The organism is Acetobacter sacchari, from assembly GCF_017377715.1.
GTDB lineage: Bacteria > Pseudomonadota > Alphaproteobacteria > Acetobacterales > Acetobacteraceae > Acetobacter > Acetobacter sacchari.
This window is the reverse complement of record NZ_JAFVMF010000071.1, coordinates 1-279: the sequence shown is the minus strand read 5'-3', so window position 1 is coordinate 279 and position 279 is coordinate 1. Positions and strand designations below refer to the sequence as shown.

1 protein-coding gene is annotated in these 279 nt (G+C 35.1%); it reads left to right on the top strand.

Going from position 1 to position 279, the window contains the following annotated elements:
* Positions 1–279 (top strand): hypothetical protein (locus J2D73_RS21525; RefSeq protein ID WP_207884225.1); only part of this gene is annotated, 279 nt, incomplete at both ends.

Sequence of the window (279 nt, the reverse complement as noted above, 5' to 3'; positions counted from 1 at the left end):
ATTAAAAAAAAAAAAATAAAAAAAAAAAAAACAAATTCCAAAACCCAAAAAAAAAAAAAAAAAATTAAAACAAAAAAAAACCCCCAAAAAAAAAAAAAAAAAAAACCCCAACCCCGCCACCAACAAAAACAAGTAGCCAAACCACACACCCAGCAAAAAAAACCCCCCCAAAAAAAAAAAGTATCGCCAGCCCAAAAAACCAACCACAAAAACAAAAACACAAACCAGATAGAAAAACAAGACCCCCCCCCCCCCCCGCCCCCCCCCCAACACAAAAAT